The organism is Pseudomonas sp. PICF6, assembly GCF_009831705.1.
Classification (GTDB): domain Bacteria; phylum Pseudomonadota; class Gammaproteobacteria; order Pseudomonadales; family Pseudomonadaceae; genus Aquipseudomonas; species Aquipseudomonas rhizophila.
On the sequence record NZ_WUUD01000013.1, the window covers coordinates 477,432 to 493,107 of the forward strand.

At 60.8% G+C, this 15,676-nt stretch carries 15 protein-coding genes; 5 read left to right on the forward strand and 10 right to left on the reverse strand.

What is annotated here, in order from left to right; genetic code table 11:
- From GSM73_RS07230 to GSM73_RS07240, 3 genes are all read right to left on the reverse strand, one after another.
- A partial coding sequence (locus tag GSM73_RS07230) for a response regulator transcription factor (protein ID WP_160892041.1) occupies positions 1–636 on the reverse strand: 636 nt, incomplete at its 3' end.
- Entirely contained in the window at positions 633–1,526 is an 894-nt protein-coding gene (locus GSM73_RS07235; protein ID WP_047226398.1) for a sensor histidine kinase, read from the reverse strand. The genes GSM73_RS07230 and GSM73_RS07235, both read right to left, overlap by 4 nt.
- 233 nt (positions 1,527–1,759) lie before the next feature.
- Complete coding sequence (locus tag GSM73_RS07240) at positions 1,760–2,230, reverse strand: hypothetical protein (RefSeq protein ID WP_047226399.1); 471 nt, start codon at positions 2,228–2,230, stop codon at positions 1,760–1,762.
- 480 nt (positions 2,231–2,710) lie between these two features.
- Between GSM73_RS07240 and GSM73_RS07245 the strand changes: the two genes are divergently transcribed.
- Complete coding sequence (locus GSM73_RS07245; protein WP_076385689.1) at positions 2,711–3,634, forward strand: chemotaxis protein CheV; 924 nt, start codon at positions 2,711–2,713, stop codon at positions 3,632–3,634.
- A 71-nt stretch (positions 3,635–3,705) separates the two neighbouring features.
- A complete protein-coding gene (locus GSM73_RS07250; protein WP_160891957.1) occupies positions 3,706–4,515 on the forward strand; it encodes an MOSC domain-containing protein in 810 nt (269 codons plus the stop codon).
- A gap of 126 nt (positions 4,516–4,641) precedes the next feature.
- On the opposite strand, the gene GSM73_RS07255 is transcribed toward GSM73_RS07250, so the two are convergent.
- The 6 genes from GSM73_RS07255 to GSM73_RS07280 all read right to left on the reverse strand — a co-directional run bounded on the left by GSM73_RS07255 (position 4,642) and on the right by GSM73_RS07280 (position 12,046).
- Positions 4,642–4,926, reverse strand: coding sequence for a pyrimidine/purine nucleoside phosphorylase (locus tag GSM73_RS07255; RefSeq protein WP_047226402.1), 285 nt, complete (start codon positions 4,924–4,926; stop codon positions 4,642–4,644).
- 95 nt (positions 4,927–5,021) lie between these two features.
- Positions 5,022–5,564, reverse strand: a complete 543-nt coding sequence (locus GSM73_RS07260) for an exonuclease domain-containing protein (RefSeq protein WP_160891959.1) — start codon at positions 5,562–5,564, stop codon at positions 5,022–5,024.
- A 62-nt stretch (positions 5,565–5,626) separates the two neighbouring features.
- Positions 5,627–7,597 carry an acetyl/propionyl/methylcrotonyl-CoA carboxylase subunit alpha gene (locus GSM73_RS07265; RefSeq protein WP_160891961.1) on the reverse strand — a complete coding sequence of 657 codons (1,971 nt, stop codon included), beginning with the start codon at positions 7,595–7,597 and terminating at the stop codon, positions 5,627–5,629.
- Between the two features lie 81 nt (positions 7,598–7,678).
- Positions 7,679–8,551: an acyl-CoA dehydrogenase family protein gene (locus GSM73_RS07270; protein WP_160891963.1), complete on the reverse strand. Its 873-nt coding sequence runs from the start codon at positions 8,549–8,551 to the stop codon at positions 7,679–7,681.
- Between the two features lie 44 nt (positions 8,552–8,595).
- Entirely contained in the window at positions 8,596–10,212 is a 1,617-nt protein-coding gene (gene atuC / locus GSM73_RS07275) for a geranyl-CoA carboxylase subunit beta (protein WP_160891965.1), read from the reverse strand.
- Between the two features lie 43 nt (positions 10,213–10,255).
- Positions 10,256–12,046: an acyclic terpene utilization AtuA family protein gene (locus tag GSM73_RS07280; protein WP_160891967.1), complete on the reverse strand. Its 1,791-nt coding sequence runs from the start codon at positions 12,044–12,046 to the stop codon at positions 10,256–10,258.
- A 181-nt stretch (positions 12,047–12,227) separates the two neighbouring features.
- Here GSM73_RS07280 and GSM73_RS07285 point away from each other — a divergent pair, with 181 nt between their 5' ends.
- The 3 genes from GSM73_RS07285 (at position 12,228) to GSM73_RS07295 (ending at position 14,841) form a co-directional block, all read left to right on the forward strand.
- Entirely contained in the window at positions 12,228–12,851 is a 624-nt protein-coding gene (locus GSM73_RS07285) for a TetR/AcrR family transcriptional regulator (RefSeq protein ID WP_047226408.1), read from the forward strand.
- Between the two features lie 123 nt (positions 12,852–12,974).
- Complete coding sequence (locus tag GSM73_RS07290) at positions 12,975–13,757, forward strand: ABC transporter substrate-binding protein (protein ID WP_172833829.1); 783 nt, start codon at positions 12,975–12,977, stop codon at positions 13,755–13,757.
- A gap of 70 nt (positions 13,758–13,827) precedes the next feature.
- A complete protein-coding gene (locus GSM73_RS07295) occupies positions 13,828–14,841 on the forward strand; it encodes a GNAT family N-acetyltransferase (RefSeq protein ID WP_139050752.1) in 1,014 nt (337 codons plus the stop codon).
- A 136-nt stretch (positions 14,842–14,977) separates the two neighbouring features.
- Here GSM73_RS07295 and GSM73_RS07300 read toward each other — a convergent pair whose 3' ends face one another.
- Entirely contained in the window at positions 14,978–15,526 is a 549-nt protein-coding gene (locus GSM73_RS07300) for an RNA polymerase factor sigma-70 (RefSeq protein WP_025212663.1), read from the reverse strand.
- Positions 15,527–15,676: the final 150 nt, after the last annotated feature.

The following is a 15,676-nucleotide window of genomic DNA, read 5'->3' on the forward strand; positions in this document are numbered from 1 at the left end:
CTCGCGCACGGCGAACAGCACCAGTCCGGCCACATCATGGATCTGCAGGCGTTTCATGATTTGCGCCCGGTGGGTTTCTATGGTCTTGATGCTCAAGCTCAGGCCGTTGGCGATTTCCCGGGTGGACTTGCCACGCACGATCAGCCGCAGGATCTCCAACTGGCGGGCGGTCAGATTATGAGCTTGGCCAGGATCGGGTTGCGGTTTCTGGGTACGGGTCAGTGCCTGGTTGATCACGGTGTGGGCAATGGCAGGGCTCAGGTAGCGTTCGTTGTTGCGCAGCGCTTCCAGCGCGTGTTCCAGCTCGGTGGCGGTGGTGTCCTTGAGCAGATAGCCATGGGCTCCGGATTCCAGCGCCTGCATGATTAACGCCGGATCGGTGTGCATCGACAGAATCAGCACTTTGCTCTGGGGACGCACGCGCTTGAGCTGTTGCAGCGCGTCCAGGCCGCAGGTGTCTTTCATGGAGATATCCAGCAAGACGATATCTGGAACCAGCCGTTCAACCAGTTCCAGCAATTGCGTCCCGTCACTGGCTTCGCCGATCACGGCATATCCGGGCAGATCCATGACCAGGGCGCGCACACCGGCCCTGATCAGCGAGTGGTCATCTATCAGAAGCAAATTACAAATCAATGGAGAACCTTATTCTTGCTGGCCCGTTCCAGGGCGCGAGGTGTCCAGGGAAAGCTTGCCTCAATATGGGTGCCTTTGCCGGCCTCGCTGATGACCTTCAAGGTGCCGCCCAGTTGTTCAACCCGCTCCGACATGCCGGCCATGCCGCGTTGTCCTTCGTGAGCGGGGTGGGAGGCCGGGACGAATCCCTTGCCATCGTCACTTATCAACAGGGTCAGGCCTTCGGGCAAGCGTTGCAGGCGCACCAGCAGGTTTTTCGCCTGGGCATGGCGCAAAATATTGGTCACGGCTTCCTGGGTGATTCGAAACGCGGCGACCGTCATTTCCTCAGGGATGCCGGTCATGCGTTGCTGGCAGTCCAGGCTCCATTTCAGCGGCGTATTAGCCAGCGTCTTGAGCAGGTGCGCGCGCAGGCTGGCTTCAAGTCCCAGGCTGGTCAGTTGTCTTGGGTTGAGAATGGCTGATACGTCGCGAACCTTATTGAGCGTTTCGTCCAGCGTCTCGCAGAGGATCGTGCACTGGCCGTGCAGTTCTTCCGGAATACGGCGCTTGAGCCATTCGCTTTGCAGTTTGGCTGCGGTCAGCAACTGGCCGATATCGTCGTGCAATTCACGGCTGAGCCTGTGACGCTCGTTTTCCTGGACCTCAAGCAACCGATCGGCCAATTCCTGGGGCTGGAACTTGATGGATTTGTGTGACAGGCGATGCTGGATCCAGACACAGGTCATGGCTGCGCTATTGAGCACCAGCAAACTCAACGGGACGGTCGAGGCGAACAGATAGGCCAGCAGGCTGCCAAGGGTCGAGCAGACGCACAACAACAACGTGAAACGGCGGGCATTTTCTCGGGAGGGTGGCCAGGTGATGATTGACTTGAGGCTGGCGTACATGACGGATGGAGCCAATGAATGTTCGCTGCGGGCAGGCCGGTCAGCGTATCTGACAGGCCGGGACGGATAAACGTTTCAGGTCGAAGATGGCCTTAGTTGGCGGCTTAATGCCACTATCTTGAAGCCTCTGACGCGGGAGATAGTACCACTTCATATTTCGTTGGTCGCGTTCAGCATGGTGGCGTGAAAGTGCCAAGTGTCAGCCGCATCGGGTCGAACCGCACTCATCGGCCTCAGGCCTGCTTTTGTGAGTAGGGCACCAAACCCAGGGGGCGCGAAGCAGGCAATGTCTGGCCAGGACTCTGGCCTACCTGGAAGGCAAAGGCTTCGATCAACGAGGTCTGTTCGCTGCTGTCCAGGCTGAGCTGGCCGGTGGTGTGATCGACCAGTTCCAGTTGCCAGGCCATCAGGGTGAAGCAATCCTTCAGCGCGCCCAGCGCCTGCTCATGCAATTCAACGTGACTCTGCGCGTTGCTGAGCAAGCCATGGATATGCAGCGAAAATTCTGAAATGGCTTCCAGCGCCAGGGCGTCGGCCTTGTTTGCCAGCTTCAGCAAGGTGCTGAGCATGCAATCAATGGCGTCCCTGTCGTCGTTGATCAGCTGCAGATGGGTCAGGCATTCCTCTGACTTGGCCAAAAGCGTTTCGGCCTCGATCAGAAATTCGGGAAGGCGCTGATTCCAGTTTTTACGATCGTTCGGCATGCTTATCTCCACAACATCATGTCAGACGCAAGAAAATCGCGTGTGGCGAACGGCTGGACTTCTCGGCCGGCAACTAACGAAGACCCGCAGGCACTCTTTCGCCCGTAGACAAAGGCATGCGCGCAAACGATTGCACTGGCGGGATCGGCCAAATGGCTGGAAGTCCGGTGTCCTGCGGTCGCGCACAAAAGCCTGACTCCGTTCAGCAATGAGAATGGCGTCACATTAATGGCTATTGGATAGCGGGAATATCAGGTTGGACCTGATTGTCCCTAGGGGAAACCCCTAGGCGGGGGAACTTTGTGCGCAAACTGAGGTCGCGCAGCGGCAGAGCTGGGGGATGAAATCCGTGAAGCAAGTAAAGCATGATGCTAATGTGACATCAATGCCCTGCGCGAGATTTTATACAGGGGTCAAGATCCCGTCTGCACGGCCGATATCTCCTTCATGGATTCATCCGAACAAGCCCAGGAGTCATAGATGGCCGGCATTCTCGACACAGTAGATCAACGAACCCAACTGGTGGGTGAGAATCGCCTGGAAATTCTCATGTTTCGCCTGGCAGGGCGGCAGTTGTTCGCCATTAACGTGTTCAAGGTCCAGGAAGTACTGCAGTTGCCGAAGCTGACGTTGATGCCGCAGCGCCATCCGTTTGTGTGCGGTGTAGTCAATCTGAGGGGCCAGACATTGCCGGTGATCGACCTGTCCCAGGCCATCGGTATGCGTCCGCTGGTGCCGGGAGCTAACAGCACCATTATCGTCACTGAATACAACCGTTCGGTTCAGGCGTTCCTGGTGGGCGGCGTGGACCGCATCGTCAATATGAACTGGGAAGCCATCTTGCCGCCCCCGACCAGCGCTGGGCGTGAGCACTACCTGACGGCGATCAGCAAGGTTGACGATCAGTTGGTGGAAATCATCGACGTGGAAAAGGTCCTGGCCGAAATCGTGCCTTACAACGCCAAGGTTTCCCGGGACAAGCTCGAAGATCCGGTACTGGAGCGCGCCCGCGGACGCGAAGTGCTGCTGGTGGACGACTCCAATGTCGCGCTCTCTCAACTGCGCGATACGCTGGGTCAGTTGGGTGTGAAGATGCACGTTGCCAGCGACGGTTTGAAAGCCCTGAACATGCTCAAGGCCTGGGCCGATACTGGCGAAGTGATGACCGACAAATTACTGATGATTTTCACCGACGCGGAAATGCCGGAAATGGACGGCTATCGCCTGACTACCGAGATCCGCAACGACCCGCGTTTGCGCGGGCTCTACGTGGTGCTGCACACCTCGCTGTCCGGCAGCTTCAACGATTCGATGGTCAAGAAGGTCGGCTGCGACAACTTCCTCTCCAAATTCCAGCCGGACAAGCTGGTTGATGTGGTGCGCCAGCGACTGATGCTCGACTGAGGCTGATCATGGTTTGCTTCAATGGCCGGCTCGTATAAGGTGGCGTTTTTTCGTCACCGGGGAAGTCGACTATGTTGCGGCTGAGCGCGCTGTATCGTTATCCGTTGAAGTCCGGCAAGGGCCAGCTCCTGCAAGGCATAGGCCTGGACAAGCTGGGCCTGGACGGTGACCGGCGCTGGATGCTGGTGGACGAGGGCACCGGGCGCTTCCTGACCCAGCGGGCGGTGCCCCTGATGAGCCAGCTCTCGGCATTGTGGAATGAGGCCGGCGGTTTGACGCTCAGTGCGCCAGGTTTTGCCACCCTGGATGTGCCCCTGCCACCTGTTGACGAAGAGCAACGGCGCGGTGTGATCATCTGGCGCGACACCTTGCGCGTACCGGATGCCGGTGACGAGGCTGCGGCCTGGGTCAGCGAGTTCATCGGCAAGCCCACCCGGCTGGTTCACGTTCCGGTGGAACTGGCGCGCACCACCGCCGCCGGTTACGGCAAGGATGACGACAAGGTGGCGTTCGCGGACGGTTTCCCCTTGCTGCTGATCGGCCAGGCCTCTTTGCAGGACGTGTCCGATCGGGTCGGCCGCCCTTTGGAGATGCTGCGCTTTCGTCCCAACCTGGTTATCGAGGGCAGTGAGGCATTTGCCGAGGATGGCTGGAAGCGCATTCGTATCGGCGATGTGGAGTTCCGGCTGGTCAAGCCCTGCTCACGCTGCATCATGACCACGGTCGACCCGCAAACCGGCGAACGCGACCCTGACCGCGAACCCTTCGCCACGCTGCAGCAGTATCGTTCGACACCGGACGGTGCGATGTTCGGCCAGAACCTGGTCAATGACAGCAATGGTTGGCTTGAAGTGGGTATGCCGGTTGAAGTGCTCGAATAAACACCGCTTTTGAAAAAACAATGCCCGTGTCCACTGGACACGGGCATTTTTCATTATCCGATGCCACGCCGGGGCTTTTGTGGCGAGGGGATTTAGCGAAACGTCGCACCGCCCCTCGCCACAGGCTTAGCCGCGGTATTCACACAGGTAGGCGGTGTCGACGGCGACCTTGAGCTGGAACTTGCTATTGGCCGGTACATTGAACTGGCTGCCGGCCTCGAAGGTTTCCCAGTCGGTGCTGTCGGGCAGTTTCACGGTCAGGGCGCCGGAGACGACGTGCATGATTTCCCGCTGGGCCGTGCCGAATTCGTATTCGCCCGCAGCCATGACGCCGATGGTCGCAGGGCCTTCGGCTGTGCCGAAAGCGATCGACTTGACGGTGCCGTCGAAGTACTCGTTGACTTTAAACATGGGCGATTCCTCGAAAAAAGGGGCTGGAAAAGGCCGGCCAGTATGCACAAGGCTTCAACGTTCGTCATCTGCCGCGCCGCAGTCTTGGCTCGCGTTCAGCCTGGGAGTACCAAGGGTAATAACCGCGCCGTATTGCGCGCATCTTCCAGGGCCCGGTGTTGTTGACCGCAGAATTGCAGGCCGGCCAGTTGCAGCGCCCCGTTGAGCCCCAGGGGGCGCTCCAGCCGGCGGGCTTTGGCGAAGCGCTGCTTGAGGTTCATGTGCGGCACTTGGCCGAGAAAGCTGTGCAACCGCTGATGCTGCCATTCCTGAAGCAATTGCTTGCGGTCGTAATCGCCCCAACTGCCCCAGCTCTCCAGGTTCGCGTGGTACTGCGCCAGCCAGCGTTCGAACGCCGGCCAGACCTCGGTCAAAGGCGCGGCGCTGTCGATATTGGCCTGGGTGATATGGGTCAGCTCGCGACAGAAAGGTGTGAGCAAGGGGCGCCTCAACGGCTTTACGAACCGCTGGAAGTGGTCCAGCTCGCGGCCATCCCGATTCACCAGTGTGGCGCCGATTTCGATAATTTCCATTTCGGTTACCGGCCAGCCACCTTCATCGGTAGTGGCCTCCAGATCAATCACCAGCCAGTGAGGCATCGCAAGGTTCCCGGTATCGGCGTGCTGATGGGTTTGAGCGTAGTCAAACCCTGCGCATCCGCCTAGTGCGCTGTTTCAACCTGCAATAATAACTGGCGGTTTTTCACCTGATCGCCTGGCTTGACGTGTAAGGTCCTGACCACTCCATCAATACCTGCCTTGAGTGGGTGCTCCATTTTCATCGCTTCGAGCACCATCAGTAGCTGTCCCTGGCGTACTGCCGTCCCTTCGCTGACCAGCACTTCGACGATAGCGCCGTCCATTGGCGCCTTGAGGGAGCCATCGCTGACGCTGGCCCTGGCGGCGACGGGGGCCTGGGTCCGATCCTGTAAATGCAGGCCGCCTGGGCGAGTGAACAGCCACAGGTCATTACCATCGAGGTGCCAGGCATGGCGTTGGCGAATGCCGTCGATCATCAGCGTTGCGCCGCACTGATCAGACTCGAGCAACTTCAACTCGATCACTCGCTCGGCTATCCGGATATGCAGCGTGCCGCCGGTTCCGGCGGTCAGGGTCAGGGGCCAGTCGCGCTCGCCCAGGCCAATGCAATAGCGCCGCACCGCGCCGCTATTGTTGCTCCATCCTCCCAGGCCGGGCGCATGACGCGCATGCATGGCCTGATAGAACGAGGCTGCGGCGATGGCGAGCTGCTCAGCCGAGGGGGTGTGGATCTGCAGGGTGGGATGATCGGCGAAGTGTTGCTGGATGAAACCGGTGCCGAAATCTCCATCAATGAATTGTGGATGAGCCAGCAACCCCGCCAGCAAGCGCTGATTGGCCTGTACACCCAGGAGCACGCAGTCCTCCACGGCTCGCAGCAATTTGCGTCGGGCCTCTTCACGGGTAGCGCCGTGGGCGATGGCTTTGCCCAGCATCGGGTCGTAGAACGGGCTAATGGTCTGGCCTTCAAGCAAACCATGGTCGATTCGTACACCGTCGCGGATAGGGGGTTCCCAACTGAGTAAATGGCCGGTTTGCGGCAGAAAGTTCGCAGCCGGGTCTTCGGCATACAACCGCACCTCCATGGCGTGACCACTGAACTGGACCTGGTCCTGGCGCAGGGGCAGTGGCAGGCCGGCGGCCACAGCCAGTTGCCAGGCCACCAGGTCCAGTCCGGTGATCAGCTCGGTGACCGGATGTTCGACCTGCAAGCGCGTGTTCATCTCCAGAAAGTAAAAACCGCCGTCCGGGGCGAGCAAAAACTCCACGGTCCCGGCACCCACATAATTGACCGCGCGGCCAGCCTTGAGCGCGGCGTCACCCATGGCCTGGCGCAGATCGGCGGTCATGACCGGGCAGGGCGCTTCTTCAATGATTTTCTGGTGGCGTCGCTGGATCGAGCAATCCCTTTCGCCCAAATGGAGCAGATTGCCGTGGTGGTCAGCGAAAATCTGGATTTCCACATGCCGTGGATTGATCAAGGCCTGTTCGAGGATCAACTCATCGTTGCCAAAACCATGCAACGCCTCGGAGCGCGCGGTGTGTAACTGTTCCAGCAGGTCTTCAGCCCGCCAAACCAGGCGCATGCCTCGGCCACCACCGCCGGCGCTGGCCTTGATCATCAACGGATAGCCGATGCGTTCGGCTTCACGGCACAAGGTGTCGTCGTCCTGATCGGTGCCTTCGTAACCGGCGATGCACGGTACGCCGGCGGCGATCATGGCGATTTTCGAGCGACGTTTGCTGCCCATCAGGTCGATGGCGTCGGGGCTGGGGCCAATGAACACGATACCGGCCTCTTCGCAGGCTCTGGCGAACCCGGCGTTTTCCGAGAGAAAACCGTAGCCGGGGTGGATGGCGTCGGCGCCAGTACGCCGGGCCGCGTCGAGGATGGCCGGCTGATTGAGGTAGGACTGCGGCACCGGTGCTGCGCCGATGAGTACTGCTTCATCGGCGATGCGCACGTGCAGCGCGTCGGCGTCGGCCTCGCTGAACACCGCCACGGTGCGATAGCCCAGGGCCTGGGCGGTGCGCTGGATCCGGCAGGCGATTTCACCGCGGTTGGCGATGAGGATCTTGCTGAAGGCGGGCATGGTGGTCATTCCTGGGTTTTTCGGTGGCTGTCAGGGCCTCATCGCGAGCAGGCTCGCTCCCACAAGGGAGGGTGAACACAGTCATTTTTTCTTGCCCGGCAAAATGCCCATGAGTTTGCAGATGATGCCCAGCATGATCTCGTCCGCACCGGCGCCGATGGACACCAGTCGCACGTCGCGATACGCCCGCGCCACCGGGTTGTCCCACATGAAACCCATGCCGCCCCAGTATTGCAGGCAACTGTCGGTGACTTCCCGGGCCAGGCGCCCGGCCTTGAGCTTGGCCATGGACGCCAGCCGCGTCACATCCTGGCCGTTGATGTACTGCTCGGTGGCCTGGTAGACCAGCGCCCGCAGGCATTCGATCTCGCTGGCCAGTTCCGCCAGGCGAAAGTGGATCACCTGGTTGTCGATCAGGGCGGTGCCGAAGGTCTTGCGCTCCTTGCAGTACTCGATGGTGCTGTCGATGCAGTGCTCCAGCCCCTTGAGCATGTTCGCCGCGCCGAACAGGCGTTCCTCCTGGAACTGCAACATCTGCATCATGAACCCGGCGACATCAGAGCCGGCCCCGACTTCCGAGACGCCGATGCAACCGACCTGCTCACCGCTGATGGCCGGGCGCAAGAATGCTTCACGCAGCTCATCGGAGCCGAAACGCGCCAGGGCCGGGGTGCACATGTCGGTCTGCACGCCGATGGACATCGGCACGCCGCCACAATGAATGGTGCCGAACTCCTCGGCGGCGACGATCGAATAGCTGTAGTCCAGGCCCATGCCGCCGAACTGCTCCGGCTTGGATATACCCAGCAACCCTAGTTCACCGGCCTCGCGGAAAACCTCGTGGATGGGAAACCGTCCGGCCTTCTCCCATTCGTCGACATAGGGGTTTATCTGCTGGTCGACAAACTGGCGAACGGTGCGCCGCAGAGCTGCGTGTTCCTGGGTGAAGATCATTTTATTGTTCTCCTGTGAGCAGCGATCAAAAGTCCTTCACACGTTCAGAAACGGGCCACACCGAAACTGTTGGGTTGCAGCGGGCGAAGCTCAGCCGCGTGGCAGATGTCCAGCAGGTAGCCTAGCAACGTGCGGGTGTCGCGCGGGTCGATGAGCCCGTCATCCCACAGGTTGGCGCTGCCGTATAGCGCAGTGGACTGGCTGTCGAGTGTCTGCGCGGTGGTGTGTTCGAGCAGGTCCAGCATCTTCGGGTCGGGGGTGAGGCCATTCTTGATCTGCGTCGCCTGCGTGACGATGCGCAAAACCTTGCCGGCCTGAGCACCACCCATCACCGCCGTGTGGCTGTTGGGCCAGGCGAAGATGAAGCGTGGGTCCAGCCCTCGGCCGCACATGGCGTAGTTGCCGGCGCCGTAGGAACCGCCCACCACGACCGTCAGCTTCGGCACCCGGGCGTTGGCCACGGCCTGGATCATCTTCGCCCCATGCTTGATCACCCCTTGTTGTTCCGACTCGGTGCCGACCATGAAGCCGGTGGTGTTGTGCAGGAACAGCAGCGGTGTGCGGCTCTGGTCGCACAGCTGGATGAACTGCGCGGCCTTGCTCGCGCCCTTGGGCGTGATCGGGCCGTTGTTGCCGATCAGGCCACAGGCATGACCACGAATGCGCAGGTGGCCACAAATCGTCTGTTGATCGAACTCGCTTTTGAATTCCAGGAAGTCCGAACCATCGGCGATGCGGGCGACGATTTCCCGCACGTCATAGGGCTTTTTCGGGTCGTCGGGGATCAACCCCAGCAACTCATCGGCCGGGTAGAGCGGCTCTTTCCAGGTGCGTTCAGGCGGTGTCGGCCGTTGCTCGTTCCAGGGCAACAGGCTGACGATCTCCCGGGCCAGGCGTATGCCATCGGCGTCATTCTCGGCCAGGTATTCAGCGGTGCCGGCCACCTGCGCATGCATTTGCGCACCGCCCAGTTCTTCTTCCGTGGCGACTTCGCCAGTGGCGGCCTTGAGCAACGGAGGGCCGGCCAGAAACAGCCGTGCTTTGTCGCGCACCACTACTACGTAATCCGAGAGCCCCGGCTGGTAGGCCCCGCCCGCCGTGGCCGAACCATGCACCACAGTAATCTGCGGCAAGCCCATGGCGGACATCCGCGCCTGATTGGCGAAGCTGCGCGCACCTTCGACAAAAATCTGCGCGGCATAATTGAGGTTGGCGCCGCCGCTTTCGGCCAGGGTGATGACCGGCAGTTTGTTCTCCATGGCGATCTGTTGCAGACGCAGGGTCTTGTTCAAGCCGCTGGGGGAGATGGTCCCGCCCTTGATCGCGCTGTTGTTCGCCACCACCAAGACCTGAGCGCCGGATACGTAGCCGATCCCCGCGATCAAACCACCACCGGCCTGGCTGCCGTCCTTGTCGTCATGGAGTTTGTAGCCGGCCAGGCTCGCCAGTTCCAGGAACGGCGCGCCGGGGTCCAGCAGCAGGTTCAGACGCTCGCGTGGCAGCAGTTGGCCGCGTTGCTCGAACCTGGCCTGGGCCTGGGCGGCTTTCTCCAGCACCGCCTGTTCGATCCGACGCAGGTGTGCGACGCCAGCCAACATGGCCGCGTGGTTGCGGGCGAAGTCGGCGCTGTGTGGGTCAAGGTGCGATTCGATGACTGGCATGGGTGTTCCTTGTGCTCGAACCGAACGCCATGGCGATCGTCCTTTAATTGACCTGATCGGCGATGCTCTGTGGCACCGGTATCTGGATCTCCAGCAACTGCTGAGCGAACGCCTTGCCCTGCGGGTCGATGCGCAGGCTGGCGACACCACCGCCGCCAAGGGCATTTTCCAGCACGAAGTTCAGGCTGTGGGTGCCCGGCAGATACCAGCGCTCGACGCGCCCCAGCAGTGGGTCGAGCACGTGGCTCATCCAGTCAACCAACACTTGGGGCGTCAGCGCCTCGGCGATCCACGGCAAGTATTCGGGGGCCCGGGCGAGCACACCGATGTTGCTGTGGTTGCCCTTGTCACCGGAGCGCGCCACCGCCAGTTTGACCAACGGCACGCTGGCATCAGCCCGGCCCTGGGGTTTGGGCAGGTCGGGAGCGACCGGCAAGTCGCGGGTTTGCAGCGCTTCAACGGCGGGCAGCAGGCAAGGATGACTCTGCCCGTCGAGTTCAATGTCGAGCCGGCAAGCGGATTTGTCGATCAGGAACGAGAACAGGCGAATCAACGGATACACCGTCGGGCGACCGCCCATCAGGCCGGTCAGCCCCGGCACCATGCCGGTGGCGGCCTGGGCGATTTCCCTGGAAAACAGCACCAGCGGCTGTTTGTCGGGGTGGCGCACCGCCAGTTTGATCACCACTTCACGGCTGTCCTGGCGCCTGCCGTGCTGGCCGTAAGTGGCTTCGCTGCCCAGAAGCTCGATGTTCACCTCGCTGTAGGGCGCCCAGCCGCGCGAACTGAACAGCTGCGAAGTCCTGGCGATGATCGCCTGGCTGACCCGTTCGGCCTTGGCCACCGCATCGATGCCGGCGATCAGGCACAGGGCGGTGCAGCGAAAACCGTCGGCCCAGGTGGCGCAGACCTTGTATTGATCGGTGGGCGGCAAGCCCTTGGCGCCTTGGACGCGCACCGCGTGTTTGCCTTGCTGGATCAACCTGACCTGACTGAAGTCGCAGATCACGTCCGGCAAGAGATAGCCTTGGGGATCGCCGATTTCATAGAGCAGTTGTTCCCCGACAGTCAGCGGCGTGACCAGCCCGCCGGTGCCTTCGGCCTTGGTGACGATGAATTGGCCGTCGGCGCTGACTTCAACGATGGGAAAACCGATGTGCTCGTAATCCGGTACCTCCCGCCAGTCGGTGAAATTACCGCCCGTGCATTGGGCCCCGCACTCAATGAGGTGCCCGGCCAATGCGGCCTGGGCCAGTTTGTCGTAGTCGTGCCAGGCCCAGCCAAACTCATGCACCAGGGCCGCGCTGACCACGGCGCTGTCCACCACCCGGCCGGTGATCACGATGTCGGCTCCCAGACGCAAGGCCTCGACAATGCCGGGGGCACCCAGGTAAGCGTTGGTGGACACGCACACCGCCGGCAGGGGCGCGCCGCTGAACATCTCGATAATGCCCTGGCTGGCGAGCTGTTCGAATCGTGGTTGCAGGTCGTCTCCCAGCAGCACCGCGATCTTCAAGGGCACGCCGGCCTTGTCGCAGGCCGCTTGCAGAGCGGCGGCGCAGGCCTGGGGGTTGACCCCGCCGGCATTGCTGATGACGCGGATCTTGCGTTCATGCAAACGAGCAAGCAGCGGTGTGAGCACTTCGATGAAGTCTGTGGCATAGCCGCCCCGAGGGTCTTTCATGCGCGCCCCGGCCATGATCGACATCGTGACCTCGGCCAGGTAATCGAACACCAGGTAGTCCAGTTCGGCGCCTTCGACCAGTTGCGCCGCAGCGGTACAGGTGTCGCCCCAGAAGGCGCTGGCACAACCGATACGTATCGTTTTTGGCATGGTGCTCCCTCCAGCCGACGTCGCCCGAGACTACCAAGCAAGCGCTTGGTTTGTAAACGACCGCCGGTTCTTCGATCCAAGCGCTTGCTTGGGTGCCCCGGCCAGCTTAAATTGCCCGCGCCACCTCGTCGGTTCCGCAAGCGTGGCCCGACGTTGATCGATCGACTGTAGGAGAGAATGGGTGGATGAGCAAAAAGCCCTGAACGTGATGCGTGAGCTGGTCGATAACGGGCAACTGACCGATCCTGACAGCGCTCGCGGCAAACTGCTCCAGACCGCCGCCCATCTGTTTCGCAACAAAGGGTTCGAGCGCACCACGGTGCGCGACCTGGCGAGCGCGGTGGGCATCCAGTCGGGCAGCATCTTTCATCACTTCAAAAGCAAGGACGAGATCCTGCGGGCGGTGATGGAAGAGACCATTCGCTACAACACGGCGTTGATGCGCGCGGCGCTGGCCGAGGCCGATAGTGTGCGCGAGCGGGTCCTGGCGCTGATTCGCTGCGAGTTGCAATCGATCATGGGCGGCAGCGGCGAGGCGATGGCGGTCCTGGTCTACGAATGGCGTTCGTTGTCTGAGCAAGGTCAAAGACAGGTGCTGGCTTTGCGTGATATTTATGAGGCCCTGTGGCTTGAGGTTCTTGGGCAGGCCAAGGACGCGGGGTATATTCGGGGCGACGTGTTCATCACCCGTCGTTTCCTGACCGGCGCCCTGTCCTGGACCACCACCTGGTTTCGCGCCGAGGGCAGCCTGAGTCTTGATGAGTTGGCCGAGCAAGCCTTGATTCTGGTGCTTGAAGAAAAATAAAAAGAGGCAGCAATGCCGCTGAGTGGTCGCCTTGCGTGCCCTGCGTAATGTGCATTGAGATGCTTGGTTGGATTCACTGATGATTAATTTTCTGGGGAGTGAGCTGTCTTGACGTTTTCAACGATGGGGATAGCCTCGCGCGTCTTGCTGGCTGCGTTTATTGCGGTGTTCGCGTTGCCGGCCACGGCTGCGCAACTGGTCCGGATTGGCGCAGCGCATTTTCCGCCCTACACGATACGCCCCGAAACTGGCGCGGATACCGGTTTGCTGCCGCAGTTGGTCGAGGCCTTGAACCGGTCCCAAAGCGACTATCAATTCGTGCTGGTTCCGACGTCGATTCCGCGCCGCTTCAATGATTTCAAGCAGGGCCGGGTCGACATGGCCATTTTCGAGAACCCGGACTGGGGCTGGAAGGATGTGCCTCATACTGCGGTAGACATGGGTCTGGAAGATGCGGAAATCTTCGTTGCCCAGCGTCAACCGGATCGTCAGCAAGACTATTTCTCTGATCTGAGGGGCAAGCGCCTGGCGCTCTTCAGCGGCTACCACTACGCCTTTGCCGAATTCAACGCCGACCCCAAGTTCCTGACCGGCCAATACAACGCCACGCTGACGTATTCCCATGACAGCAACCTGCTGATGGTCTTGCGCGGGCGTGCGGACATTGCGCTGGTCACCCGTTCGTACCTCATCGACTACGTGCTGCGCAATCCAGACGTCGACCCTCAATTGCTGATATCCGAACGTATCGATCAGATTTACCACCATTACGCGCTGATCCGCCCCCAGGCGCCGATCTCTGGCGAAGCGTTCGAGCGGCTGCTGCAAAAGCTGCGGGACGACGGGCAGATGCTGGCGATTTTCAAGCCCTACCAGATACAGCTGGTGCCAGCGCACGATCATTGAGCGGGGCACTAAATTTCCCTGCCTGGCTCACGTCACACGTTGACTACCGACGACTACGTGAGCCCCGCCCATGTCCAACCTCAAGCACCCGACGACGCTGCCTTTACCCGGCGGTCGCCGTCTCGGCGCCGATGAAACCGAACGCCACCTGAGCCTGATGCTTGAGGGCGCGCCGCTGATCCGGCTGCGCCTGGAGCGTGGTACCGAGCTGCATGTGCATTTGCAGGAAATCAACGATCGGCCCGTAGGCCCGGCGCTTTGGGCGGCCTGCTATTGGCTGTTCGCCCGCGATCCTGAATGCCGGCGCCTGACCTGGCATCTGCCCGAGCGTCCCGGTGAAGCCTTGCTCAGCGGACTGCTGACGCCCGGCGAGTGTGCCGACGAATACATCTGCGAGCGCACGATGTTCTGGCAACTGCCGCAACCCTGGCTGGGGGAGTCGTTCAACGGCAGCTATCCGCAACAGATGATCATCACCGATGGCAAGCGTCATCCGCGCCGGCCCATGAAGCCGCGAGGTGAGGTGTATCGGCGCTTCGATGCGCGCCTGGGAGCCTGGGTGTCGTTGCGCACCCTGGAAATCGAACAGGACCTGACGCGCTTCAACCGCTGGCAGAACAGTCCTCGGGTGGCGAGTTTCTGGCAGGAGGAGGGCAGCCTGGAACAACATCGTGAGTATCTGAGCACACTGCAGCGCGATCCCCGGGTGCTGACCTTGATCGGTTGTTTCGACGACCAGCCTTTCGCCTACTTCGAAGCCTATTGGGCCAAGGAGGATCGGATCGCGCCGTTCTATGACGTGCACAATTATGATCGCGGCATTCACATGTTGGTGGGCGAGGAGCAACACCGCGGCCCGCACAAGGTGGCGAGCTGGCTGTCGGCGCTGGTGCATTACCTGTTTCTCGACGACCCGCGCACCGAGCGGGTGGTGGCCGAACCTCGAGCCGACAACGCCCGGATGATCGGTCATCTGCACAACCAGTGTTTCCACTGTGAAAAGGAATTCGATTTCCCCCACAAGCGCGCGGCGCTGATGATTCTGGGGCGTGAGCGGTTTTTTGATCGGTGTGGGTTGAGGTGAGGTTGTAAGCCCCTAGGGCTCCATCGCGAGCAGGCTCGCTCCCACAGGGATTGCGCACAGCACAGACTTTGTGAGTGCGCAGATCCATTGTGGGAGCGAGCCTGCTCGCGATAAGGCCCGAAAAATCAGTGCAAAATCACCGCCGGGCAAAGGTATCCCCACGCACTCCCGACACCTTGCGGCAATGCACCAGGGCGTCGCGGATCATGAAGTTCACCAGGGTCGGCGAGACCCCCAGCTCCTTGGCGATATCCTTCTGTGGCACACCGTGCAGGCGGTACATCTCGAAGGCATAGCGGGTGCGGCTGGGCAGTTCGGTGAGCGCGTCGGCGATGTGCTCCAGCGTCGAGAAATTGATGTGTGACGTTTCTGGCGAAGCCCCCTGGATCACCACATTCAACCCTTCCTCTTCCGGCCCCGAGTATTTCTGTTCCAGCGCCTGCTTGCGGTAATGGTCGATCGCCAGGTTGCGCACGATCTGAAACAGGTAACTGAGCTGAGCCTTGAAGGACGAGGTGATCTGGGGCGCCGATTGCAGCCGGAAAAACGCATCCTGCACCACGTCTTCTGCCCGGGACCGGCAACCGGTGATGCGTGCTGCGATCTTGACCAGGATCATCCGGTTATCCACGAATGCCTGAAGTAACGGTGAGTCGCACCTGCTTGTGGATACTTGTTCCGTCATGGAATTCACCTTGTTGCAAAAAGTTAGCAGGACGAGGGATCTGTCCGACTCGTCCTGCATATCGAGCGACAAATTAGGCTGAATGATAATGATTGTCAATTGAGAAGAAGAATTATTGATGCTGATAAGTCCAGAGTGAGAACTGCGACC